A 23,318-nucleotide genomic window follows, 5' to 3' on the forward strand; every position below is an offset into this window, starting at 1 on the left:
AGTTCTCCTCATCACTGGGGGAGCGGCTGCGGCGGGCCAGCGAACCGTTTGGCCCGGCGGAACCGGGCAGATGCGTAACCGGCAGTTGTCAACAGCTGCCGGCGGATGAGGAGGATTTCCATGGTTGGCGGCAAGCGGAACCAAGCCCGGAGCGAGCACGGTGCTGTAGAACAGCCAACGTCGGAGACCACCTCGATCCAGCTCACGCCCGTGCGCCACGATGAGCAGGATGTCCGCCCGCCCCTGGCGCCCGAAGAGCGGGCAGCCGTCCAGGCACTTCCCCCGGGTTCGGCGTTGCTGATTGCCCACACTGGCCCCAACGCCGGTGCGCGATTCCTCCTGGACTCGGACACCACCACGGCTGGCCGGCACCCGGATGCGGACATCTTCCTCGATGACGTGACGGTTTCGCGCAAGCACGTCCAGTTTGTCCGCACTGCCAATGGCTTCGAAGTTGTGGACACCGGAAGTCTCAATGGCACTTACGTCAACCAGGACAGGGTAGACAACGTGCTGCTCAAGAACGGTAGCGAGGTCCAGATCGGGAAATTCCGCCTCACCTACTACCTGAGCCCTGCCCGCGCAGGCCAAGACTGATTCCGAGTACGCCTGTGGCAATGCCCCAGCCGGAACGGCGCGGACCGCAGGTCCTCAACATCGGAGAGGTCCTCGCTCAACTCAGTGACGACTTTCCCACCATGACGGCGTCGAAGATCCGTTTTCTTGAGGAAAAAGGACTCATCAATCCGAAGCGCACTCCTGCCGGATACCGGCAGTATACCGAAAGTGACGTCGAACGTCTGCGCTTCGTCCTGGCACTCCAGCGTGACCAGTACTTGCCGCTCAAAGTCATCAAGGACTACCTGGACGCGATCGATCGCGGCGAACGTCCCGAGAATCTTCCACCCGGCGTGTCGGTTTCTCCCCGGATCGTCTCGGACGAGCTCGCTGCTGAATTGCACGGACACGCCCGTGCCCTGAGCGAGGAACAACTCCGGACGGAATCCGGGGCGAGCGTCCCGCTTTTGCAGTCCCTCCTCAGTTTCGGGCTGGTAAGCCACGTCAACGGAAAATTCGACGAACACGCGCTGCAGGTGGCGCGGGCCTGTGTCCAGCTCGAAAGCCACGGCCTCGAGCCGCGGCACCTCCGCCCCTTCCAGGCGGCAGCCGAACGCGAATTCGGCTTGGTGGAGCGGGTTGTTGCTCCCTTGACGTCACGCAAGGATCCGGCGTCGCAATCCCGGGCTGCCGAGGCTGCCCGCGAAATCAGCGAACTCTGCCTCAGCCTGCACCGCGCCTTGGTGCAGGACCGTATCTCGCGTATGGATGCATGATGATTGAGGTCGAGATTGTCGGAGTTCGGATTGAACTGCCTTCAAACCAACCCTTGGTGCTCCTGCGCGAGATGCACGGGGAACGGCATGTTCCGATCTGGATCGGCACTCCCGAAGCCAGCGCCATCGCGTTGGCCCAGCAAGGTGTGGTTCCGCCCCGGCCCATGACCCACGATCTCCTGATCGACGTAGTGGAGTCCCTCGGCCACTCAATCATCAGCGTGAACATCGTGGCGGTTGAGGACAATATCTTCTACGGCCAGCTGCAGTTCGACGACGGTACGGTGGTTAGTTCCCGGGCCTCGGACGCGCTGGCGCTTGCATTGCGGGCGAAATGCCGCATTTGGTGCGCCGACGCCGTGATGGACGAAGCCGGAGTCCGGATCACTGAACACGACGAAGGCGAAGAGGCCGAGCCCGGTCCCGAGGTGGACGAAGAACGTGAACTGCGCCGCTTCAGGGAATTCCTGGACGACGTCGAGCCCGAGGATTTCGAAGGCTGACGACGACCTAAGGTTAAAGTTGAGGGTGAAAGTTTCGACACGACTCGAAAATGGTCCGGACGTCTTTGACCTGAGGCCCCCGCACGCCTAACGTCGAATGTATCAAGTTCCCGTTGCATACAGGACCCGCGCAAGTCACACTGATAGGTGCAGACGCGTTGAAATTACACGACTGCTTTTCCCTTCGTGTTGGCCTCCGTATGCACCATCCCCAAGGGAACTTCTGACAAGGAGGGTCACGTGAGTCCCAAAGGCGAAGCAGGCGAGCTAAAGCAGGCGTCGACAGGCGTTGCTGTACCCGCAAGCGGTGCCCAGGGTCTGCTATTCACCGAGGACCTTCCGGTCACTGGATGAAGATGCCGGCTACCGCGGTCCCACCGCGTGCAAGGCAGCAGGGATTACCTACCGCCAACTGGATTACTGGGCACGCACCGGCCTTGTCGAACCCGCTGTTCGGGGCGCTGCCGGTTCCGGGTCGCAGCGGCTGTACGGCTTCCGGGACATCCTGGTCCTCAAAGTCGTCAAGCGCCTCCTGGACACGGGTGTTTCCCTCCAGCAGATCCGGACCGCCGTTGAGCATTTGCGCGAACGCGGAGTGGAAGACCTCGCGCAGATCACACTGATGAGCGATGGTGCGAGTGTCTATGAATGTACGTCAGCGGACGAAGTCATCGATCTGGTCCAAGGCGGACAGGGTGTCTTCGGAATCGCCGTTGGCCGCGTATGGCGTGAAGTCGAGGGCAGCCTCGCTGCGCTCCCGAGCGAGCACGCAGCCGAACAGTCCTTTCCGGACGACGAATTGAGTAAGCGCCGTTCCGCACGCCGCACTGGCTGAACCGCCGTCGGGATTTCCCCGGAATTGATGTTAAGCGAAATATAGATGTGAAGCCCAATGAGGCCGCCTTCCGAAAGGAAGGCGGCCTCATTGGTGTCGCGGTGAGACTGTCTTGCAGGGCCTCTGGGGGGTGAACCCGTCAGTGTTGCCGGCGTTCCCGGCCGCTGTTGCGAGTGGACAGCATGTTCTCCAAAAGGGAGTCGAACAGCTTGGCTGTGTTCTTGGCGGAGTCGCCAGGCCAGTGGTGCACGGCATGTGCGGCGCCTTGGATTTGCTGCCAGTTCGCCTGCTCCGGGATATGGGGCGAGAGCAGGAGCTCGCCGAACATCGATTCCATCTCGGCGAGCCGGAACGTGTGTTCGGACGAGGCCGGGCGGACGCGGTTGGCCACAATGCCCGCCGGTGCCAGTTGGGGAGCGAACTCCTGGCGGAACAGCTGGATGGCGCGCATGGTGCGCTCAGTGCCGGCTACGGAGAAGAGTCCGGGCTCTGCGACCAGGACAACGCGGTCGCTGGCGCTCCAGGCCATGCGGGTCAGTCCATTGAGCGACGGGGGACAGTCCACGAGAACCAGTTCGTACTTTTCAGCCGCGGCGAGGACTGCACTGAGCCGGCGGAGATCGCGGCGCCCGAGGTCGGGCCGATCGTAGATCCCCGTGTAGGCGGATCCGACGGCGACATCGAGGGGCGTCCCTCCGCCATTGCGGCGTGCCTGCTCAACCCAGCCGCTGCTGACCACGTTGTCCATGAGCTTTGCTTTGCGGGGGTTCTTCAGCATGCGGCCAATGTCCAGCTGATCGCTGGCTTGGACGCCGAGGGCCGTGGAGGCGTCGGCATGCGGATCCAGGTCCACAACAAGGGTGGGGACGCCTGCGGCCAATGCGGCCGAGGCCAGTCCAGTGGTTACGGATGTCTTTCCCACGCCGCCTTTGAGGCTGCTGATGCTGACTACTTGCACTTGAAAACCCAAAACCTAACGCCGGTTGCCGTGTCGCGGTGCTTGTATTCCGACGTTGCCGGAACCGGGGCTCTGCGCCGCCCTCCAACATCATATGTTGAGTGGCCGCTGATTCCCGCCTTATCCGCCGTGAACGGCGGGGACGTACTGTTACGGGTTCCGCTTTTAGCATGTGAATTTGGATCGTGCGCGAATGTACACTGCTCGTGACGATTCCCCCTGTGACTGTCACCACAAAGATTTGTGTTTGGGTATGGAGGTCTTACACACTGTGACCACCGACCGATACACCCGCAATGATGCAGGAGAAGCATGTTTTCCAAGATTCTGGTGGCTAATCGCGGCGAAATCGCGATCAGGGCCTTCCGCGCCAGCTACGAGCTCGGCGCCAAGACCGTAGCGGTCTTTCCGTATGAAGATCGCAACTCGATCCACCGGCAGAAGGCTGATGAGGCTTATCTGATCGGCCATGAGGGCCATCCGGTGCGCGCATACCTGGACGTGGACGAGATTGTCCGCGTCGCCAAGGAAGCCGGGGCTGACGCCATCTACCCGGGCTACGGATTCCTGTCCGAGAATCCGGATCTTGCCCGGGCCGCCAAGGCCGCCGGCATTACCTTTATTGGCCCGCCGGCTGAAGTCCTGGAGCTGGCCGGCAACAAGGTCGCCGCGCTTGAAGCCGCCCGCAAGGCCGGTGTGCCGGTCCTGAAGTCCAGCGCGCCGTCCCGCGACATCGACGAACTGATCGCAGCGGCGGACGAGGTCGGCTTCCCGATCTTCGCGAAGGCTGTGGCCGGCGGCGGTGGCCGTGGCATGCGCCGGGTTGAGACCCGCGAGGACCTGCCGGAAGCCCTCCAGTCCGCCATGCGCGAAGCCGACGCTGCGTTCGGGGACCCCACCATGTTCCTGGAGCAGGCCGTGCTGCGTCCCCGCCACATCGAGGTCCAGATCCTGGCCGACGCCGAGGGCAATGTCATGCACCTCTTCGAGCGCGACTGCTCCCTCCAGCGCCGCCACCAGAAGGTCGTGGAAATCGCGCCGGCTCCCAACCTTGACGAGTCCATCCGCCAGGCTCTCTACCGCGACGCCGTGGCTTTCGCGAAGGCCCTCAATTACGTCAACGCCGGAACCGTGGAGTTCCTGGTGGACACTGAGGGCGAGCGTGCCGGCCAGCATGTGTTCATTGAGATGAACCCGCGCATCCAGGTGGAGCACACGGTCACCGAGGAAATCACCGACGTCGACCTCGTCCAGGCACAGATGCGGATCGCATCGGGCGAAACCCTTGCAGACCTCGGCCTGAGCCAGGAGTCGGTATCCATCAAGGGTGCTGCCCTGCAGTGCCGCATCACCACTGAAGATCCCGCCAACGGCTTCCGCCCGGACGTCGGAAAGATCACCGGTTACCGCTCAGCGGGCGGTGCCGGCGTGCGTCTCGACGGCGGTACGGTCTACTCGGGTGCCGAGATCAGCCCGCACTTCGACTCCATGCTGGTCAAGCTGACCTGCCGTGGACGCGACTACCCGGCGGCCGTCGCCCGCGCGCGCCGCGGCCTGGCCGAGTTCCGAATCCGTGGCGTGTCCACCAACATCCCGTTCCTTCAGGCTGTTCTTGCTGATCCGGACTTCATCGCCGGAAACGTCGCAACCGACTTCATCGACAAGCGCCCTGAATTGCTGAAGTCCCACATCTCCGCTGACCGTGGAACCAAGTTGCTGACGTGGCTCGCTGACGTTACTGTCAACAAGCCCAACGGTGAACTGAAGGTCCACACGGACCCTGCGGCCAAGCTTCCCGCTGTTGCCGGGATCGCGGTGCCTGCCGGATCCCGCCAGAGGCTCCAGGAACTGGGTCCCGAAGGATTCGCCAAGGCCCTGCGAGAGCAGGGGGCCGTGGCCGTCACTGACACCACGTTCCGCGACGCCCACCAGTCGCTGCTGGCCACGCGTGTCCGTACCCGCGACCTTGTGGCCGCAGGTCCCGCCGTTTCTGCGCTGCTGCCGGAACTGCTGTCGGTCGAAGCCTGGGGCGGTGCGACCTACGACGTCGCCCTGCGCTTCCTCGGGGAAGACCCTTGGGACCGGCTCGCCGCCTTGCGCAAGGCGCTGCCCAATGTCTGCATTCAGATGCTGCTTCGTGGCCGCAACACTGTCGGGTACACGCCGTACCCGGAAGAAGTCACCGAGGCCTTCGTCAATGAAGCAGCTGCAACCGGAATCGACATTTTCCGCATCTTCGACGCCTTGAACGACGTCAACCAGATGGCCCCGGCCATCCGCGCGGTGCGCGCCACCGGCACTGCGGTGGCCGAGGTGGCCCTCTGCTACACGGGCGATCTCCTTGACCCGAACGAGAATCTGTACACCCTCGACTACTACCTGGACCTCGCCCAGAAGATCGTCGACGCCGGCGCGCACATCCTCGCCATCAAGGACATGGCGGGGCTGCTTCGCCCGGCGGCCGCTGCCAAGCTTGTCAGCGCCCTGCGTGAACGCTTCGACCTCCCGGTCCACCTGCACACCCACGACACCGCAGGCGGCCAGCTGGCCACCCTCCTGGCGGCTGTGGACGCCGGCGTGGACGCCGTCGACGTCGCTTCTGCCTCCCTGGCAGGCACCACAAGCCAGCCGTCGGCGTCGGCCCTTGTGGCGGCTCTGGCGCACACCCCGCGTGACACCGGGCTAAGCCTCGCCAACGTCAGCGCGCTGGAGCCCTACTGGGAAGCCGTCCGCCGCGTCTACGCGCCGTTCGAATCCGGACTTCCGGGCCCCACCGGCCGGGTCTACCAGCACGAGATCCCGGGTGGCCAGCTCTCCAACTTGCGTCAGCAAGCCATAGCGCTGGGCCTTGGCGAGCGTTTTGAGGCCATTGAGGACATGTACACCGCGGCGGACCGTATTTTGGGCCGACTGGTCAAGGTGACTCCGTCGTCCAAGGTGGTGGGCGACCTCGCCCTGCATCTCGTGGGACTCAACGCGGATCCGGCGGACTTCAACGAGAACCCGCAAAACTACGACATCCCGGATTCAGTGATCGGTTTCCTGTCGGGTGAGCTGGGAGATCCTCCCGGAGGATGGCCCGAGCCGTTCCGCACCAAGGCTCTCCAAGGCCGCAGCATCAAGGTCCGCGATGCCGAACTGAGCGCCGAAGACAGTGCAGCCCTCAAGGGTGATTCCAAGTCCCGCCAAAGGACGTTGAACCGGCTGCTGTTCGCCGGTCCCACGAAGGACTACCTCAAGAGCGTAGACACCTACGGCAACCTGTCCGTGCTTGATACCCGCGACTACTTGTACGGCCTGCAGCTCGGTGCGGAACACGTCATGGAGCTTGAGAAGGGCGTGCGGCTGATCGCTTCCCTGGAAGCGGTCTCGGAGCCCGACGAAAAGGGCATGCGTACCGTCATGTGCAAGCTCAACGGCCAATCCCGTCCCGTGGTGGTCCGTGACAAGTCCGTGGTCAGCAACGTGAAGGCTACGGAGAAGGCCGATCCATCCCAGCCGGGCCACATCGCAGCGCCCTTCGCCGGTGCAGTGACGCTGACCGTCAAAGCAGGCGACGCCCTCAATGCCGGGGACACTGTCGCCACCATTGAGGCGATGAAGATGGAGGCTTCCATCACGACTCCGATCGCGGGCAAGGTCTCGCGTCTCGCGGTCAATGCCGTGGAGCAGGTCCAGGGCGGCGATCTGTTGATCGTCGTCGAATAGCAGCTCACTCCACTCGGAGCACTGACAAAGGAAAGGTCCTGGGCACGTTGCCCAGGAACCTTTCCATTGCGGTTCTCGGTGTTTCTACTGGGCTGTCAGGACGCCTTGGGCGCCGAGTACATTTCCTCGATCACGGCGTCGAAGTCCTTCATGACCTGCGCGCGCTTCACCTTGAGGGACGGAGTGAGGTGGCCGGACGCCTCGGTAAAGTCAGACGCCACGATCCGGAACGACTTGATCGCTTCCGCGTGGGAAACGGACTGGTTCGCGTGGCTGATGAGTTCCTGGACCGCCGCTCGGACCAGGGCGTTGTCCGCAGCATCTGCCGAAGTGGTGGAGGCTGGAAGGCCATGGCGTTCCAGCCAGCCAGGCAGGGCTTCCTCGTCGAGGGTGACCAGCGCGCCAATGAACGGCCGGTTATCGCCGATCACCAGCACTTGGGACACCAACGCGTCGGCACGGATTTGGTCTTCGAGGAGGGCCGGCACCACGTTCTTGCCGCTGGCCGTGACGATGATTTCCTTCTTGCGTCCGGTGATCTTCAGGAAACCCTGTTCGTCCAGTTCGCCGATGTCGCCGGTCCGGAACCAGCCATCCACGAAGGTTTCGGCAGCGAGGTCATCCCGCTTGTAGTAGCCCTTCATGACGCAGACACCCTTGGCGAGGATCTCGCCGTCGTCGGCGATCTTGACTGCATTTCCGGGGAGGGGAGCTCCCACGGTGCCGATCTTGATCAGGGATGGGGTGTTCACGGAAATGGGGGCCGTGGTCTCGGTCAAGCCGTATCCTTCCAGGATCTGCAAGCCGATCCCGTGGAAGAAGTGGCCCAGCCGTTCGCCCAGCGGGCCGCCACCGGAGACGGCGTGGCTGACGTGGCCGCCCATGGCCGCACGGAGTTTGCCGTACACCAGGCGGTCGAATACCGCGTGCTTGAGCTTCAACACCAGGCCGACTGAGCCGGACTGCTGCGCCGTGGAATAGGCGATCGCGGTCTCCACTGCCTTGTGGAAAATGGCACCTTTGCCACCGTCCTCCGCCTTGGTGAGCGCCGAGTTGAAAACTTTCTCGAAGACGCGCGGGACGGCAAGGATGAAGGTCGGCTGGAAGCTCTGCAGATCCGCCAGAAGGTTCTTGATGTCCGGTGTGTGGGCCACTTGGGAGCCGGCTGCCACGGCCAGGACCGAGATGAAACGGGCAAAGACGTGGGCCAGCGGGAGGAACATGATGGTCTTGGCGTCCTCGCTGACAACGTCGCCGAGGGAGGCCAACGCGTTCTCCGAGAGTTCCACGAAGTTTCCGTGGGTGAGTTCGCATCCCTTCGGGCGGCCCGTGGTGCCGGAGGTGTAAATGATGGTGGCCACATCGGCAAGGACGGCACTCCCGCGGCGGGCCTCAAGGTCCTCATCGCTGATTTCCCTGCCCGCATTGCGGAGCGCATCAAGGCCGCCGCCTTCGAGCTGCCATACATGGGCAACTGAGCTGAGGCCTTCGGCCGTGACGGCCTGGCGAATGATGTCTTCGTGGTGTGCGGACTCGGCGAATACTGCAACCGCACCTGAGTCTCCGAGGTTCCATGCCACCTGCGACGGCGATGACGTTTCGTAAATCGGCACGGAAATGCCGCCTGCGAACCAGATTGCGAAGTCCACCAGGGACCACTCATAGCGGGTCCTGGACATGATTCCCACGCGGTCGCCTGCTCCGACGCCGCTGGCGATCAGGCCTTTTGCCAGCGCCGAGACGTCTTTGAGGAAGTCCGTTGCGCGGATGTCCTGCCATTGGCCGGCGCCGTCGAGCTTGGCAAAGAGCGCGGGGTTGGATGGCTTTGCGGCCTGACGGACCACAAGATCCGTGATGTTGGTTTCGGGGGCAACATTCACCAGGGGCGGAACACTGAATTCACGCACGATAGCTCCTTCGATATCAACAGACCATTGCGGGGCTGCTCTAACTCTATACGGCCAAGTAATGGGTGTGTCGCAATTCACTACTTTCAAGTTACTGATGAGTAACATTACTTGAAGCGGGTCATTCAGCCAATGCAGCGGGTCCGGGCCGCGCAGCCGGGCAACGGGTTTGTCCGTACATATGCGGCACTCGGAATAGGATGGCGACATGCCTCTGAATTCATCCAACGACCAGGCCGCGGCAAGAGTTCGGAAATGGGCCTGGTCCGGATCGACCGCAGCCGGCCGGCGGCCCGGCCCAGCACACGGTGGTACCCGTTGGGAATCGGTGCCCTGGGCTGCACGCCGTTCCCACCTTGGACGCAGGGGATTGGCGATCGGGATCGACATCGGCGGTACGAAAGTCGCCGCAGGGGTGGTTGATCCGTCAGGTCACGTGGTCGAGGAAGCGTGGCGCTCCACGCCGGGCAATGACGCCCGGGCGGTGGAGCAAGTGATCGTTGAGCTTGTCCAGGAACTGGGCAGGAGCCACCGCATCGGCTCGGTGGGAATCGGGGCCGCCGGCTGGATGGATCTCGACGGCGGCACGGTGCTGTTCAGCCCGCATCTGGCATGGCGCAACGAGCCGCTGCGCGAAAACCTGCAGAGCCTGCTGAGGCGTCCGGTGCTCGTCACCAACGACGCCGATGCTGCCGCCTGGGCTGAATGGCGTTTTGGCGCAGGGCAAGGGGAGAGCCGCCTCGTCTGCATCACGCTCGGCACGGGCATCGGTGGCGCCATGGTTATGGATGGGCGGGTGGAACGCGGTCGCTTCGGGGTAGCGGGGGAGTTCGGCCACCAGATCGTGGTGCCGGGCGGGCATCGCTGCGAATGCGGCAACCGCGGGTGCTGGGAGCAATATGCCTCCGGAAACGCTCTTGGCAGGGAAGCCCGGGAGCTGGCTCTGCGGAATTCACCGGTTGCGTACGAATTGCTCAAGGCCGCTGGTGGCTTGGCCGCGAACATCACGGGCGTTACCGTGACCGAAAGGGCAAAGGCAGGGGACTCGGCCTCGAGGGAGCTCCTCGAAGAAGTAGGGCACTGGCTCGGGCTCGGCCTTGCCAACCTGGCAGCTGCGCTGGACCCGGGGACGTTCGTCATCGGCGGTGGGCTATGCGACGCCGGGGAACTTCTGGTCGGTCCAGCGCGGACCGCATTCACCCGGAATCTCACCGGCCGCGGCTTCCGGCCCGCCGCCGCCATCAAGCTTGCGGCGCTGGGACCTCGGGCAGGCATGATCGGCGCTGCCGACCTGTCACGCGTCAGTGGCCGGGCGCGAGGCTAGTGACGGCCACCGCAGCTACCGCGGGGCACTTGCTGTAGCGGCAACCCCGGCGCGCCGGTTTTCGTTAGACGCGGGCGCCGTCGTCGTTCTCGTCTTTTTCCTGGGGCAGCTTCATGATCAGATACACCACCGAAGCCAGGAATGCCGCCAAGATGCCCATGACGGCCAGGAGGGGCGCTGAGCGCCAGAACATGGCGATGAACAGCAGGGCAACCGGGCCGCCCACCGCTCCGAGCCAGGCGAGCATGGTCATCGGTTCAGTCCCTGCGAGGCTCGGAGGGTCCTCCGGCACGAATCCGCTCCCGTCCTCCACCTCATAGTCACGAGGGCCGGTTTCTCCGCTTTCTTCCCCGTCGCGCTTGGCCGGTTCTTCGGCAGCGCCCCTTCGGGCCAGTCCCAGAGGATCGAAGTCCTGGAAAGAACGGGACGGGGATTTGTCCGGAGTGGCGCCCGGCCTCGGCACCGTGCCAGGAGAGTCGGGTAGTTCCTCGGCCGGCAGCGGTTCGTCCGTGGCCGCGGAGGGCATTGATTCAAGCCGTGCCACGAGATCGAGCCAAACGGCGTCATCGTCCTTGTTGGCGCTCTGGTCCGCGGGATCAGCTCCCGGCCTATTCATGGGGGGAGTCCCGAAACTCTGTGCCGGGTTGGCCGGCAGGGGTGGGGCTGTTGGTGAGTCCAGCCATGGTTTTCCGGATGAACTCGGCAGAGCCGCGGAAGATCTCCAGGGCATCGTTGTCCAGGGTGGCCACGTGGTAGCTGTTTTCCAGGGCGCTGAACTCCATCGGAGCTGTGACGCCTTCCTTCAATTGCATGATGCTCTTCTTGGAAACCACGTGGTCCATGGTGGACCGGAAGACGCGCACGGGGGCGGAAATCCGGGGGAGGAGCGTAATGGTGTCCTTGTACATCTTTTTCAGCTCATGGGCCGAGGCGACGGGAGTCCTCGGATAGGCGCCTTCGTCCACGCCGGTCTTAAGGATGTCGTTGGCAATGGCCGGAGTGGATTTCAGGACATGCTTGAGGACGCCAACAATGGCGGCGCGCGGATCGTCGATCACCAGTCCGGGATTGACGACGACGGTACCGGCCACCGGGCGGGTGGCCGCGATCCGGAGCGCGAGGGTCCCTCCCATCGACAAGCCGGCAGCGAAGACAAACTCGCACTCGGACTGGAGCTCGAGATACGCCGCATCCACCGCACGGTGCCATTCCTGCCAGTGCCGTGTAGCCATATCCTGCCAAGTGGTCCCGTGGCCAGGGAGCAGCGGGAGCCGCACGGCGTAGCCTTCTGCCGCAAGGTACTCCGCCCAGGGGCGCATGCTGTGTGGACTACCGGTGAATCCATGGCTCATGACGATGCCGACGCTCGGTCCAGTACCGGTGAAGTTGCTGGCGTACGGGGAGGGATCCAGAAGAGAGTTCATGATGAGTCCGAGGCTACTCTGTTGGCCGCATGGCTTTCCGTCATGAGTCCATCGTGTCACTGTTCGGGACATTTCTCACTGGAGTAGGGTGGCTTCTGAGTGCCGGCGGGGACCGTCCGGACGCCTTGCAGACGCCGCCCCGGAGAGGAACCACAGTGTTCTATTGGGTCATGAAGGGGATCTTTTTGGGTCCGCTTCTCAAATTGCTGTTCCGCCCTTGGGTCAAGGGCCTCGACAATGTTCCACAGGATGGCGCCGCGATTCTCGCTTCCAATCATTTGTCCTTTTCCGACTCGATCTTCATGCCGGTGATGGTGCCCCGGCGCGTCAGTTTCCTTGCCAAGTCCGAGTACTTCACGGGTACCGGGCTCAAGGGCAGGCTTACGGCCATGTTCTTCCGGCTCACCAACCAGTTGCCGATGGACCGTTCGGGCGGAGCCGCGTCCGAGTTGTCCCTGCAGGCCGGCAGGGACGTCCTGGCCGACGGCGGCCTGCTGGGCATCTATCCGGAAGGAACCCGCAGCCCGGATGCCAGGCTGTACCGAGGCAAAGTGGGAGTCGCCAAACTTGCCCTCCAAACACGGGTACCCGTTGTTCCCGTGGCGATGATCGGTACCGAAAAAGTCCAGCCCATCGGGAAGCGGTTGCCCAATATCCGCCGCATCGGGATCATTTTCGGCCAGCCGCTGGACTTTAGCCGCTACTACGGCCAAGAGGAAGACCGCGCAGTTCAGCGTGCCGTGACCGATGAAATCATGTACGAGCTCATGAGGCTTTCCGGGCAGGACTACGTTGACGAATACGCCGCCGTCGTCAAACAGCGACTCGCCGGTCAGCGTCCGGACGCGGCGGGCGGCAGCGAAACTCCTGCGGCAGACACAGGGGAGGAAAACCCGCCCGAGTCCACTGACGATTCAGTAGGGGACGACAGCTCTGGCCCGGCGAACGGAAAAGTGTGACGGCCTGCGGATAACGGTTACGGGAGCTGTACCCGGAACACCGGGCAAGGCAACTAGTCTTGGAGAGTGACTGAGCTATCCGCGAACCCCGCACCGTCCGTGACCAGCCCGCTGGGAAGTCCCATGACCAGTACCGCGCAAAGCGGTGCGGCAAACTATCCCGGCTTGGACGACTGGCGGCAGCTGCCTATTTCGCAGCAACCCACCTGGTCCGACAGGGGCGTCTTCGAAGCCTCCGTCAAAGAACTTTCCGTCCTTCCGCCGCTCGTCTTTGCCGGCGAAGTGGACGTGCTGCGCGAGCGTTTGGCGGCTGCAGCCCAGGGCAAAGCCTTCCTGCTTCAGGGCGGCGACTGCGCCGAGACTTTCGGCGACGCGACGGCTGACAAGATCAGCGCCCGGGTCCGTACCATCCTGCAGATGGCGGTTGTGCTCACCTATGGCGCGGCCATGCCCGTCATCAAGATGGGCCGCATGGCCGGCCAGTTTGCCAAGCCCCGGTCCTCGAACGAGGAAACCCGCGACGGCGTGACCTTGCCCGCCTACCGTGGCGACATCGTCAACGGCTATGACTTCACTCCAGAGTCCCGCGCCCACGACGCCAGCCGCATGCTGAAGGCTTACCACACCTCGGCGTCCACCCTGAACCTCATCCGCGCCTTCACGCAGGGCGGCTTCGCCGATCTCCGCCTGGTGCATCTCTGGAACAAGGGCTTCACCGAGAACCCGGCCCACGCCCGCTACGAGTCCTTGGCCAGGGACATCGACCGGGCCATCAAGTTCATGGATTCCTGCGGTGCCGACTTCGAAGCGCTCAAGCGGGTGGAGTTCTTCGCCAGCCACGAGGCGCTCCTTCTCGACTACGAACGTGCCATGACCCGCATCGACTCCCGGACGGGGCTTCCCTACGACACCTCCGGACATTTCCTGTGGATCGGCGAGCGTACGCGCGAGCTCGATCATGCACATGTGGACTTCCTGTCCCGGGTCCGCAACCCCATTGGAGTCAAGCTTGGTCCTGGTACCTCAGGCGATGACGCGTTGCGGCTCATTGACAAGCTGGACCCGAACCGCGAGCCGGGCCGCCTCACGTTCATCACCCGCATGGGTTCCAAGAACATCAGGGAGAAGCTGCCCGCCGTCGTCGAGAAGGTCACTGCCTCCGGCGCCCAGGTTCTCTGGGTCACGGATCCCATGCACGGGAACACCGTCACCTCGCCCAACGGCTACAAGACCCGCAACTTCGACGACGTCGTGGACGAGGTCCGCGGTTTCTTTGAGGTCCACCATGCCCTGGGCACGGTTCCCGGTGGCTTGCACATGGAGATGACCGGCGACGATGTCGCGGAATGCCTGGGCGGTGCTGATCCCATTGACCAGGATGCCTTCCTGGACCGCTATGAGTCAGTGTGCGATCCCCGGCTGAACCACATGCAGTCCCTTGAGATGGCATTCCTCGTGGCCGGAGCCCTCAGCAAGCCCTAGCCCTCAGCAAGCGGGAGCCCTCAGCAAGCGGGAGCCCTCACGCAAACGAACCGAGCACAGAAGGGCGATCCGGAACTACCGGATCGCCCTTCTTTCGTCTGCAGGGTCGCGGGTGCGTAGGTGGGCTGACTAAACCACGGTCAACGTGATGACGGAGCCTTCGGGCGCGTCGCTGTCCACTGGATTCTGGTCCCGGACGGTGCCGAAGAAGCCACCCAGGATGTTGTTGATCTTGACGTCGAATCCCAGCGACTCCAGGGCTTTGCGGGCAGCGTCCGCCTGCTTGCCGATGAAGTTGGGAACGTGCACCATCTTTGGTCCCTTGGACAGGGTCAAGGTCACAGCCCCACCGCGGGTCAGCGTACCGTTGGCGGGAGTTTGGCTGACGACTGCTCCTGCCGGAACCTTTTTGTCATTGACAGAGTCCGGCGCAATTGTGGCTGTCAAGCCGGCATCGCTGATCGCTTTGACGGCTTCTTGCCGGGTCATGCCGCGAACATCCGGAACGGGGAGGGGCTGCGGTCCTTTGGAATTCACCAAAGCCACAGGGGTTCCGTGGCGTACCGGGGTGCCCTGGGCCGGGGACTGGGAAATGACGGTTCCCGACGGTACCGTGTCGTCATACTGCTCGGTGATCTTGCCGAGCGTCATCCCTTCAGTGCCGAGGGCATTCTTGGCCTGGTCGAGCGTCATGCCTGTCATCGCCACGAGGGGAAACAACTGCGGACCCTTCGAAACGAAGAGTGACACCGGCTGGAACTTCCGGACCACCTGGCCCGACGCGGGTTCCGTTCCGACTGCCAGTCCGGCGTTGACTTGGTCGTCGAAGACGTCCTGTGGCTCGGACTGGAAGCCGGCGGTCCTTAGCAGTTGCTGTGCCTCGGCAACTGTCTTGTTCTTGGTGTCCGGAATGGTTCCGGGCGAGCCTGGCCCCATGCCAAAGAACCAGCCCGCGGCCGCAGCGAGCATTGCCAGGACGATCACGACGGCGGTCCAGATCACCGCCCGGCGGCGGGGATTGCCTTCCCGGAGGGAGCGCGAGGGTGTCGCCGCGGCCCGCGCACGGTCCTTTTCTTCCTGGCGCGCCATCCTCTTGAGGTCGCGTTTGCTGACCGGAGCCCCATCCTCGGCCGGGGACACCCGTTCTTGGATAGCGGTGGCGCCGGGGGTGAACCCCGATGGCGGCAGCACGGTGGTTGGATTGCGCTGGCCGGAGATGATCTCCGTGGGCCGTCCGATCCTCTCCAAGGCTTCCGTGCGCTCGGCATGGAAGGGCGCGACTATCTCGGTTGCTCCCGACGCCAGGTCCGTACCTGCGGGGGGTGTCCTGGCGGCCGGCGGCTCGATGTCCAGCTGCGCGTCGCTCAGGGTTGTCCGGATGTGCCGCAGTTCCGACAAGAGAGCAGAACCGTCCACAGGCCGCTCGTCCGGCTCCTTCGCAGTGCACAATTGGACGAGTTCGTCCACGTCTGCGGCCAGCCCGGGAACAGCGAGCGACGGCGGCAGCACGTTCGCGTTGACGTGCTGGTAGGCAATCTGGATGGGAACGTCGCCGGCATAGGGTTGCTCGCCGGTGAGCATCTCGTAAAGCATGATGCCGGCGGAGTAGATGTCGCTCCGGGCGTCGGCGGCTTTACCCAGGACCAGTTCGGGCGCGAGATATGCCACCGTGCCGATCAAGGCACCTGTGCTTGTAGTCGCGGTGACCGCGCGGGCCAGACCGAAATCGCCCACCTTGATGCGGCCGTCGTCGGCGATCAGGACATTCTCAGGTTTCACGTCGCGGTGAATCAGCCCCGCCGCATGTGCGGCCGCGAGCCCTTCGATGACCGGGTCGATCAGTGCGAAGGCCAGCCTCGGCGGAAGTGCTGTCTTTTCGTTGAGGACATCGCGAAGAGTGTGTCCTTTGATGTACTCCATCACGATGTACGCAGTCGGGCCGTCCTGTCCCTGGTCGAGGACTCCGACGACGTGCGGGTGGGACAGGCTGGCGGCGGCCCGGGCCTCACGCTGAAGACGGTCCAGGAAGTTCTGGTCATTCGCCAGGTGCGGATGCAGCACTTTGAGCGCCACGTCGCGGTCGAGCCGCTCGTCAGTAGCGAGGTAGACGGTGGACATTCCGCCGCCCGCAAGGCGCGACCGCACCATGTAGCGCGCGTCCACGAGGGATCCGAGGAGGTGGTCCGAGACTTGTTCCTGCACCCTACGATCCTAGTTGAGCATAAAGGACGGGCCCGAATCGCCATGCGATCCGGGCCCGTTTCATGCAATGGGGCTCAGCTGAAGTTCTTCTTGAGCGCCTTGATTGAGGCGACGTAGGCCTTCGTGTCGTCGTACATTCCGTGCTTGCTGACCGAATACTGGCCCTGGTAGTAGCCGGCAATGGCGTTGTCCAGGCCCTTGCTGGTGTTCACAAGGGCGCGGATGATCGCGACGCCGGCAGTCGCGTTGTCGTACGGATCAAGCAGATTGAGCTTGCGTCCTACGAGTTCGGAAGCCCATTCACCGGAAGAGGGAATGACCTGCATCGTGCCAATGGCGTTGGCCGGCGAGACTGCACGCTGATTGAAGCCGGATTCCTGGAAGGCGAAGGCCATCGCCAACGACGGGTCTACGCCCATGCGGCGGGCAGTGTCCGCCACGATCCCCTTCATCTGGGATGTGCTGGGAACCGGTGAGGCGTTGAGCAAGGCCTTGTTTGCGTTGGCTGAACTCACTACTGCGGCCGGGTAGGTGTACCCCAGGAAAGTACTCGGAACCAAGGGAGCCGTCACCGGGGTCGGGGCAGCCGGAGCGGCAGCAGGGGCGCCGGGGACGGCGAGTTTCTGTCCCGGGTAAATGATGGTGCTCATCGACAGGTTGTTGGCCGAGAGCAGCGATGACAGCGAGACTCCGAGGCGTGACGCGATGCCGCCCAAAGTGTCGCCTGCCTTGATTGTGTAGGCGCCCGTGTTGGCAAGTGCAGGGGCTGCAGGAGCGGAAGGAGCGGGAGCCGGCGCTGCGGCAGGTGCCACCGGGGCCGGTGCTCCAGGAGCCGGTGCGCTGGTTCCCGAGCCGATCTTGATCTTTTGTCCCGGGTAGATGATTGACCGGCCATCGAGGCCGTTCCAGCTGAAGACGTCGGACAGGGCCACGCTATTGCGCGCGGCTATCCCGCTCAGCGTATCGCCGGGTACAACCGTGTACGTGGCCCCTGACGACGGCGAGCCGGGGGCCGGGCTTGCCGCGGCTGGTGCCGGCGCGGCGGCCGGACCTCCGGAACCGGACAGCTTGATCTGTTGCCCGGGGTAGATGATGGTGCTGGCTGAGAGTCCGTTGAGCTGCAACACCGTGTTCGTGTCCAGGCTGTAACGGGCCGCAATGCCGCTGATGGTATCGCCCCGGACGATCGTGTAGGTGGCCGGGGCCGCCGGTGCCATGGGCTGCAAGGCAGCAGGGATTGTGGCGGCAACCGAAGATGCAGGAATGACATTGGCTGCCACAGCGGAAGCCTGGGCCTGCGCCTGCATGGCGGCAGCAAGAGTGGCCGGGACCCTCTGGGGCTGTACGGCAGGAAGGGCAGTTGCGGGTTGGGCGAGCGCCAGTGAAGAGAGCATGACGGCGGGCAGCGCCGCTGTGGTGGCCGCAATTATGGGCATGCTCGTAGTCTTCTTGGGCGAGCGGGGCGTCGTCATGGGAGCAATCCTCATCTCAGCAGCGCAAATTTTGGGAATGCTGCTGTTGCCAGTGATACCAATGTTACTAAAGTGAGTAGTGATGCAAATGTGATCAATGTGAATCTCTCACATTTTTCGATTTCGCACAAGAAATCCGCGGGTGATCGATCATTTGGCAATTTCGCGGCCACAAATCACGCCCCTAACGCCTGGCTGGCTAGGCGCAGAGGTCAAGGGCGTGGCAATCTTGATCCGTGAGTAATGTAGAAAGCCTCGTTTCCGATTGGCTGCCGCTGCCCGATGTCGCAGAGCTGCTGAACGTGTCAATCACCAAGGTCCACGGTCTTCTGGATGAGCGTGCAGTGGTGGCGGTGAGAGTGGGCGAGCGGAACATCCGTTCGATTCCCGCGCTCTTCATTCAGGAGGGTCATGTAGTGGATAGCCTGAAGGGCACCATTGCAGTGCTTGGCGATGCCGGGTACACGGATGAGGAGCTCATTACGTGGCTCTTCACTCCGGATGAGTCGCTGCGTGGCCGCCCCGTCGACGCGTTGCGTGAAGGGCGTAAGACTGAAATCCGACGCAGGGCTCAATCGCTGGCCTGGTAACGGATCCTCTTTAGATGCAGTGAAGCTCCAAATGCAGGAGTGGCGGCAGGAAACTGCCGCCACTCCTCTATTAAGCCGTCTAATGAGGTTGTTCTTAACCTGCATTCAACCAAGAATTCATGCGGCCCGGCTGACCGCGGCTTCGGCAAGTTGACGAAGCGCAGTCAAGGGGAGCTCGGCCAGCGGGAGACGCTCCAATGCTTCGAAGGCTTCGTTGCTCAGCTCCGCGATCATGGATTCCGTTGCTTCAAGTGCTCCGCAATCCACGATGATCCGCCTGATCTCACCAACCTCGGCCTCGCCGAGGTCCTGCCTGCCGAGCATGGTGTCGATATAGGTGGAATCGGCGGCTCCGGCCTGGTTGATGGCGAAGCCCACCAGCACGGTCCGCTTGCCTTCACGCAGGTCATCGCCTGCGGGTTTTCCTGTCGTCCCCGGGTCGCCGAACACGCCCAGCGACGTCGTCGCGCAGCTGAAAGGCCTCACCAAGCGGCAGGGCGAAGGCGGAATAACCCTCCAGGAGTTCCGTGCTGGCGCCGGCCAAAGCGCCACCAAGCGCCAAGGGGTGCTCCGTTGAATACTTTGCTGACTTAAAACGGATGATCGACTGGGCACGGTTGACGGCGCCCGCACGGTCCCGCGCCGGGCCGGCAACTTCCTCCAGGATGTCCAGGTACTGCCCGGCCATGACCTCGGCGCGCATGAGGTTGAAGATCCGCCGCGCTGGCGTTCCGGAAGCTGCCCTGGCGCCAATCTGCGTGAACGCCTCTTCGCTGAAAGACAGGCACAAATCCCCGGTCAGGATGGCGGCCGCATGCCCGAAACGTTCACTGTCCAGGGCCCAACCCTCGCCTTCGTGGAGTTGACTGAACCGTTTGTGCACGCTGGGACCTCCGCGCCGGGTGTCGGAGCGGTCAATGATGTCATCGTGAATCAGGGCCGCGGCCTGAAAGAGTTCCAATGCGCAGCCAGCAGTGATGATGTCAGGATTCGCTGGCTCGCCCCCGGCGCCCCGCCACCCCCAGTAGCACATCAAGGCCCGGAGGCGCTTGCCGCCTGTTACAAGGCTCGTGATGGAGCCCATCAGTGGGGCGACGTCGGGGGATATGGTCGCCATGGTCTCTTGTTGCGCACCGAGGAAGCCATTAAGTTTGGCAGCGACGTCGGCCACGAAACGGTTCTGTTCCGAACCGGGACTCTCCACAATCACTTGATGGACCCGGCGGCCACGTTGGCGCCGATGGTGAACGTGGACTTGCCCGCGGTTTCCACCACCGAGATGTTTACCGTTTCATTGTCTCCGCGCAGGAAGTCCTTTGATTTGATACTTCCTACAGTGTTGCCGGGAACTTCCTTGAAGCCCTGTGCGGTGAGCGCGGAGTTATAGAACGCCACGACTGAATCGGCCGGCGAGGCAATGGTGCCGACCAGGGCCACCGAAGCAGGGGAGGCGTTCTTGTCGAAACTGCTGGATTCCACAGTTGCCTGCGGCATCAGCGGAATCAATTGTTGCGGGAACCCCGGTACCAACGCACCCACCGCCGTTGATGCTCCCGGCGCCGCCGTGGAAGAGCCCGTTGGCGCGGGGCTTGCCAGCGCACTTGCCGGTCCGGACGAGGTTGGCGCAGGCCCCTGGGATACCGTGCCTGCAGGAGAGGACCCGCAAGCCGAGATGGTCAACAGGACGCCTGCGGCCAACAGGGCCACGCTGACGGGTTGAGGCTTTCCAAAGAGCTTCACAAGGATTTCCTCCTGGGGGACGACGCCGGATGCTGCCTCCAGTTTAGGACGCCGGATGCAGCCACTAGTTTATCCAGTGCCTCGGCATAGGATTTGATGGTGAGACCACAGACAGAGGATGACAGGCGGGCGCCTGGACAAGGGTTCGCCCCCGATCCGGCTGTGCTGCGGGAGCTGAGGCGCACCAGCATCCTGCATGTGGATATGGATGCCTTCTTTGTTTCGGTGGAACTGCGCACCCGCCCGGAGCTCCGCGGAAGGCCCGTGATTGTGGGCTTTCCAGTGGATCGTTCCGTTGTACTGTCTGCTTCCTACGAAGCACGTGCCTTGGGCGTAAAATCGGCGATGCCCATGGCGATCGCCATGCGCATGTGCCCGAACGCGGTCATTATTGAACCGCGTCACAGCCTCTACTACGAGGTGTCCGGCCAGTTGATGGGAATCTTTGAATCAATAACCGACCTCGTGGAGCCCATTAGCGTCGACGAAGCTTTCCTGGATGTAGGCGGCGCTATCAGGAGGCTGGGTCCTCCCCTCCACATCGGACACTTGATCCGGCGTCGGGTTGCTTCCGAGCTGGGGATCACAGCGTCCGTGGGTATTGCGGCCAACAAGTTCGTCGCGAAAATCGCTTCCACGCGTTGCAAGCCGGACGGACTGCTGCTCATTAATGCGGAGCAGACCGTAGCCTACTTGCACAGCCTTCCCGTGAACGCCTTGTGGGGAGTAGGGGCCAAGACGGCCGATGTCCTGGCCAGGCTGGGCATCCGCACGGTGGCTGACGTTGCGGCCACCCCGCTTTCTTCCTTGAAAAAGGTCCTCGGAGCCTCTGGAGAGCATGTCCATCGATTGTCCATGGGCCTGGACCCACGGCCCGTCACACCCCTCCGTCTCGAAAAGAGCATTGGCTCGGAAGAGACCTTCGCGGTAGACACCCCGGATGATGCACTACTCCACCGCGAGTTGCTCAGGCTTTCGCACCGCACCGCTACCCGGCTACGGAGCACCGGAATGGTGGCCCGGACTATTGCGCTGAAGCTGCGCTACGCGGATTTTTCAACAATCAGCCGAAGCAAGACCATGCATACCCCGGTGGACAGCGCCCAGCTGATCTACCAGGTGGTGAGTCAGTTGCTGGCATCCCTGGGGAGCGGCCCATGAGCGTGCGTCTTGTAGGTGTCCGTGCGGAGCAACTCGAGCCGGCTGAACACGCGTCCCTGCAGTTGAGCCTGGATCGCAGGGACGACAACTGGCGGGCGGCTGAGCAGGCCCTGGACCGTGTCAGCGAGCGATTCGGCAATAAAACGGTCCTTCCGGCGAGGCTTTTGGAGCCGCACGCCGAGTCTGATGAGCCAGAGACTGCGTAGGGGCCGAAGTGCCTCCCGTGTGCCTTCGGCGTGTCTTTCAGAACAGCGGCCAACAAACTATCCTAGAGATACACAGATTTAGACCGTCTGGATAAATTGCTACGTTGTGTCTGTTCCGTGAGACCGTGTTCACGAGACCCGGTCTTCGGGAACCCTTTTTTGGGTTCATCCGTTCAAGGGAACAGAAGCAACGGCCGCGGCATACCCAGGCGCTGGCCGACTAAAGGAGGTCGCGATGCCCCTCTCGGAGCACGAACAGAAGCTCCTCGAGCAGCTTGAGAAGCAACTGCATGAGGACGATCCAAAGTTTGCCAATTCAATGGGCTCGGATCCCATTCGTTCATGGTCGACCAGGCACATCGTTATTGGCGTTCTAGGCACTATCGCCGGGATCCTCTTGTTATTGGTGGGTGTGTCGTTGCAGAACATCTTCCTTGGCGTGCTGGGCTTCATTGTCATGGGAGCCGGTGTTTACTTTGCGACCCTGCGAAGGGCCATCGGCGGAAAGACCAAGGGCGTCAGGCCGGCCAAGGCGAAGAACTCATTCATGAGCAACCTTGAGGAGCGCTGGGACGAGCGCCGCCGCGGCGAAGAGTAGTAAGGGCGGAATCCTCCACATTGCACCATCAGGCCTCGGCCTGATTGCGAAAAGACCCGAACTTCGGGTCTTTTCGCATTTAACGGGCCCTTCGCCCCTGCCAGGTAGGCGGTGAGCGCGACTCCCGTCCGGCGTCGTGCGATCCCCAAGAACCTCGACGCAAAATCCACTCCACTGTCCACCACGCACCAATTCCGCGGGTTTTCAGGCTCGTTCATCCGAAAGTGGGGTAGAAACACGCCGGATTGCGTTGACTGTGGGGGTTTGTGGAGTAAAGTGGAGCGCGTAAGAGGGTAGTGGCGGCGTGGGGCGGTTACGGACACCTTTGACAGATGGGGGCGGTGGGCCAATGTTTCTTGGCACACATTCTCCGCGTCTGGACGAAAAGGGCCGGATCATCCTTCCCGCCAAGTTCCGCGAGGAACTTGCTGACGGACTGGTTCTCACAAGGGGCCAAGAGCGTTGCATCTACGTCTTCAGCCAGCGGGAATTCGAACGTATTCACGAGTCCATGCGGGAGGCTCCCATCTCCTCCAAGCAGTCACGTGACTACATCCGGGTTTTCTTGTCAGGAGCCTCTGACGAGGTACCTGACAAGCAGGGGCGCGTGACGATTCCGCCGGCGCTCCGAAGCTACGCAGGTCTCGACCGGGAATTGGCGGTAATCGGCGCCGGAACCCGGGCAGAGATCTGGGACGCCCAAGCTTGGGACGAGTACCTGGCCGAGAAGGAAGCCGCCTTCTCGGAGACCGACGACGACAACCTTCCCGGGTTCATGTAGGAACCGGGGCAGGAAGCAACACAGGCTTCTTGGACGGGATCTCCAGCCGCCCATCACATCGTTTTCCTGGCTCACCTTCCCCGGTGCCAGGCAGACGCTGCGATAGGCGCGGATGGGGATCCGGCCTAAGAAGC

17 protein-coding genes and 3 pseudogenes are annotated in these 23,318 nt (G+C 63.0%); 12 read left to right on the forward strand and 8 right to left on the reverse strand.

All coding sequences use genetic code 11. The annotated features are described in order from the left end of the window. Window positions 1-120 precede the first annotated feature (120 nt). The 4 genes and pseudogenes from ACF0H6_RS20565 (at window position 121) to ACF0H6_RS20580 (ending at window position 2,672) form a co-directional block, all read left to right on the forward strand. Complete coding sequence (locus tag ACF0H6_RS20565; RefSeq protein WP_395251258.1) at window positions 121-597, forward strand: FHA domain-containing protein; 477 nt, start codon at window positions 121-123, stop codon at window positions 595-597. 20 nt (window positions 598-617) lie between these two features. Beyond that, on the forward strand, window positions 618-1,334 hold the full coding sequence (locus ACF0H6_RS20570; RefSeq protein WP_395251375.1) for a MerR family transcriptional regulator: 717 nt from the start codon (window positions 618-620) through the stop codon (window positions 1,332-1,334). After that, window positions 1,334-1,837, forward strand: a complete 504-nt coding sequence (locus ACF0H6_RS20575) for a bifunctional nuclease family protein (RefSeq protein ID WP_395251376.1) — start codon at window positions 1,334-1,336, stop codon at window positions 1,835-1,837. The genes ACF0H6_RS20570 and ACF0H6_RS20575 overlap by 1 nt, the downstream gene beginning before the upstream one ends. Before the next feature lie 240 nt (window positions 1,838-2,077). Continuing rightward, window positions 2,078-2,672, forward strand: a pseudogene (locus tag ACF0H6_RS20580) (MerR family transcriptional regulator). A gap of 139 nt (window positions 2,673-2,811) precedes the next feature. Here ACF0H6_RS20580 and ACF0H6_RS20585 read toward each other — a convergent pair. After that, a complete protein-coding gene (locus ACF0H6_RS20585) occupies window positions 2,812-3,630 on the reverse strand; it encodes a ParA family protein (RefSeq protein ID WP_395251259.1) in 819 nt (272 codons plus the stop codon). 312 nt (window positions 3,631-3,942) lie between these two features. On the opposite strand from ACF0H6_RS20585, the gene ACF0H6_RS20590 reads away from it, so the two are divergent. Continuing rightward, window positions 3,943-7,338: a pyruvate carboxylase gene (locus ACF0H6_RS20590; RefSeq protein WP_395251260.1), complete on the forward strand. Its 3,396-nt coding sequence runs from the start codon at window positions 3,943-3,945 to the stop codon at window positions 7,336-7,338. Between the two features lie 95 nt (window positions 7,339-7,433). Here ACF0H6_RS20590 and ACF0H6_RS20595 read toward each other — a convergent pair whose 3' ends face one another. After that, window positions 7,434-9,245 (reverse strand): AMP-dependent synthetase/ligase, encoded by a 1,812-nt coding sequence (locus tag ACF0H6_RS20595; protein WP_395251261.1) that lies wholly within the window; start codon window positions 9,243-9,245, stop codon window positions 7,434-7,436. 208 nt (window positions 9,246-9,453) lie between these two features. Between ACF0H6_RS20595 and ACF0H6_RS20600 the strand changes: the two genes are divergently transcribed. Next, a complete protein-coding gene (locus ACF0H6_RS20600) occupies window positions 9,454-10,569 on the forward strand; it encodes an ROK family glucokinase (RefSeq protein ID WP_395251262.1) in 1,116 nt (371 codons plus the stop codon). A gap of 64 nt (window positions 10,570-10,633) precedes the next feature. On the opposite strand, the gene ACF0H6_RS20605 is transcribed toward ACF0H6_RS20600, so the two are convergent. Both ACF0H6_RS20605 and ACF0H6_RS20610 read right to left on the reverse strand, forming a co-directional pair. Beyond that, window positions 10,634-11,185: a hypothetical protein gene (locus ACF0H6_RS20605; protein WP_395251263.1), complete on the reverse strand. Its 552-nt coding sequence runs from the start codon at window positions 11,183-11,185 to the stop codon at window positions 10,634-10,636. After that, window positions 11,178-11,993, reverse strand: coding sequence for an alpha/beta hydrolase (locus tag ACF0H6_RS20610; RefSeq protein ID WP_395251264.1), 816 nt, complete (start codon window positions 11,991-11,993; stop codon window positions 11,178-11,180). The genes ACF0H6_RS20605 and ACF0H6_RS20610 overlap by 8 nt, the downstream gene beginning before the upstream one ends. A gap of 155 nt (window positions 11,994-12,148) precedes the next feature. Between ACF0H6_RS20610 and ACF0H6_RS20615 the strand changes: the two genes are divergently transcribed. Then, entirely contained in the window at window positions 12,149-12,952 is an 804-nt protein-coding gene (locus ACF0H6_RS20615) for a lysophospholipid acyltransferase family protein (RefSeq protein ID WP_395251265.1), read from the forward strand. Between the two features lie 66 nt (window positions 12,953-13,018). Further along, window positions 13,019-14,434, forward strand: coding sequence for a class II 3-deoxy-7-phosphoheptulonate synthase (locus ACF0H6_RS20620; RefSeq protein ID WP_395251266.1), 1,416 nt, complete (start codon window positions 13,019-13,021; stop codon window positions 14,432-14,434). A gap of 129 nt (window positions 14,435-14,563) precedes the next feature. Here the strand turns inward: ACF0H6_RS20620 and pknB are convergent, their stop codons facing one another. Together pknB and ACF0H6_RS20630 are read right to left on the reverse strand one after the other, a co-directional pair. Further along, window positions 14,564-16,582, reverse strand: coding sequence for a Stk1 family PASTA domain-containing Ser/Thr kinase (pknB, locus tag ACF0H6_RS20625; protein WP_395251377.1), 2,019 nt, complete (start codon window positions 16,580-16,582; stop codon window positions 14,564-14,566). A 128-nt stretch (window positions 16,583-16,710) separates the two neighbouring features. Then, window positions 16,711-18,108, reverse strand: a complete 1,398-nt coding sequence (locus tag ACF0H6_RS20630; RefSeq protein WP_395251267.1) for a LysM peptidoglycan-binding domain-containing protein — start codon at window positions 18,106-18,108, stop codon at window positions 16,711-16,713. Window positions 18,109-18,344: 236 nt separating this feature from the next. Here ACF0H6_RS20630 and ACF0H6_RS20635 point away from each other — a divergent pair, with 236 nt between their 5' ends. Next, the gene (locus ACF0H6_RS20635) at window positions 18,345-18,698 is read left to right on the forward strand and encodes an Rv2175c family DNA-binding protein (protein ID WP_395251268.1); all 354 of its coding nucleotides are present in this window, start codon (window positions 18,345-18,347) and stop codon (window positions 18,696-18,698) included. Window positions 18,699-18,815: 117 nt separating this feature from the next. Here the strand turns inward: ACF0H6_RS20635 and ACF0H6_RS20640 are convergent. After that, a pseudogene (locus tag ACF0H6_RS20640) lies at window positions 18,816-19,815 on the reverse strand (polyprenyl synthetase family protein). Window positions 19,816-19,904: 89 nt separating this feature from the next. Further along, window positions 19,905-20,438 carry a hypothetical protein gene (locus tag ACF0H6_RS20645; RefSeq protein ID WP_395251269.1) on the reverse strand — a complete coding sequence of 178 codons (534 nt, stop codon included), beginning with the start codon at window positions 20,436-20,438 and terminating at the stop codon, window positions 19,905-19,907. Window positions 20,439-20,534: 96 nt separating this feature from the next. On the opposite strand from ACF0H6_RS20645, the pseudogene dinB reads away from it, so the two are divergent. The 3 genes and pseudogenes from dinB (at window position 20,535) to mraZ (ending at window position 23,184) form a co-directional block, all read left to right on the forward strand. Beyond that, window positions 20,535-21,805: pseudogene (gene dinB / locus ACF0H6_RS20650) on the forward strand (DNA polymerase IV). Window positions 21,806-22,040: 235 nt separating this feature from the next. Further along, window positions 22,041-22,403, forward strand: coding sequence for a DUF3040 domain-containing protein (locus tag ACF0H6_RS20655; RefSeq protein ID WP_395251270.1), 363 nt, complete (start codon window positions 22,041-22,043; stop codon window positions 22,401-22,403). A 349-nt stretch (window positions 22,404-22,752) separates the two neighbouring features. Further along, a complete protein-coding gene (mraZ, locus tag ACF0H6_RS20660) occupies window positions 22,753-23,184 on the forward strand; it encodes a division/cell wall cluster transcriptional repressor MraZ (protein ID WP_395251271.1) in 432 nt (143 codons plus the stop codon). The last annotated feature ends 134 nt before the right edge of the window (window positions 23,185-23,318 follow it).

Source organism: Arthrobacter sp. NA-172, assembly GCF_043952055.1.
Lineage (GTDB): Bacteria > Actinomycetota > Actinomycetes > Actinomycetales > Micrococcaceae > Arthrobacter.

Coding starts and splice junctions, on each gene's coding strand:
- ACF0H6_RS20565 (WP_395251258.1), top strand. CDS start 121: ATGGTTGGCGGCAAGCGGAACCAAGCCCGGAGCGAGCACGGTGCTGTA.
- ACF0H6_RS20570 (WP_395251375.1), top strand. CDS start 618: ATGCCCCAGCCGGAACGGCGCGGACCGCAGGTCCTCAACATCGGAGAG.
- ACF0H6_RS20575 (WP_395251376.1), top strand. CDS start 1,334: ATGATTGAGGTCGAGATTGTCGGAGTTCGGATTGAACTGCCTTCAAAC.
- ACF0H6_RS20590 (WP_395251260.1), top strand. CDS start 3,943: ATGTTTTCCAAGATTCTGGTGGCTAATCGCGGCGAAATCGCGATCAGG.
- ACF0H6_RS20600 (WP_395251262.1), top strand. CDS start 9,454: ATGCCTCTGAATTCATCCAACGACCAGGCCGCGGCAAGAGTTCGGAAA.
- ACF0H6_RS20605 (WP_395251263.1), bottom strand. CDS start 11,185: ATGAATAGGCCGGGAGCTGATCCCGCGGACCAGAGCGCCAACAAGGAC.
- ACF0H6_RS20610 (WP_395251264.1), bottom strand. CDS start 11,993: ATGAACTCTCTTCTGGATCCCTCCCCGTACGCCAGCAACTTCACCGGT.
- pknB (WP_395251377.1), bottom strand. CDS start 16,582: ATGGTGCGGTCGCGCCTTGCGGGCGGCGGAATGTCCACCGTCTACCTC.
- ACF0H6_RS20630 (WP_395251267.1), bottom strand. CDS start 18,108: ATGACGACGCCCCGCTCGCCCAAGAAGACTACGAGCATGCCCATAATT.
- ACF0H6_RS20655 (WP_395251270.1), top strand. CDS start 22,041: ATGCCCCTCTCGGAGCACGAACAGAAGCTCCTCGAGCAGCTTGAGAAG.
- mraZ (WP_395251271.1), top strand. CDS start 22,753: ATGTTTCTTGGCACACATTCTCCGCGTCTGGACGAAAAGGGCCGGATC.